This window comes from Desulfatiferula olefinivorans (assembly GCF_054657895.1).
This window is the reverse complement of sequence record NZ_BAAHXV010000112.1, coordinates 1-575: the sequence shown is the minus strand read 5'-3', so window position 1 is coordinate 575 and position 575 is coordinate 1. Positions and strand designations below refer to the sequence as shown.

Annotated in this window: 1 protein-coding gene; it reads left to right on the top strand. The window is 61.9% G+C overall.

Going from position 1 to position 575, the window contains the following annotated elements:
* On the top strand, positions 1 to 575 hold a 575-nt coding region (locus tag ACYQ11_RS22105; protein ID WP_459926005.1), incomplete at both ends, for an InlB B-repeat-containing protein.

Below are 575 nucleotides of genomic sequence, written 5' to 3'. Positions count from 1 at the left end.
GACGGATGGAACACCGCCGCCAACGGATCCGGCACCGCCTACAGCGGCGGGGATACCTTCAGCATCACGACCTCGAACGTCACCCTGTACGCCCAGTGGACGGCCGTCAATTACACGGTCACCTACGACGGTAACACCCAGACCGGTGGCGCCGTCCCGACGGACGGGAACACCTACACCATAACCGACACGGTGACGGTTCTGGGCAACACCGGGTCCCTGGTGAAAACCGGGTACACCTTCGCCGGATGGAACACCGCCGCCAACGGATCCGGCACTGCCTACAACGGAGGAGACACCTTTGCCATGGGGTCTTCCAATGTCACCTTGTACGCACAGTGGACGGAAAACACCTACTCGGTCACTTATGACGGCAATGCCAACACCGGGGGCGCCGTGCCCACGGACGCGACCAGCTATCATAACGGCGACACGGCTACGGTTCTGGGCAACACGGGATCCCTGGTGAGAACCGGATACACCTTTGACGGATGGAACACCGCTGCCAACGGATCCGGCACCGCCTACAGCGGCGGGGATACCTTCAGCATCACGACCTCGAACGTCACCCTGTA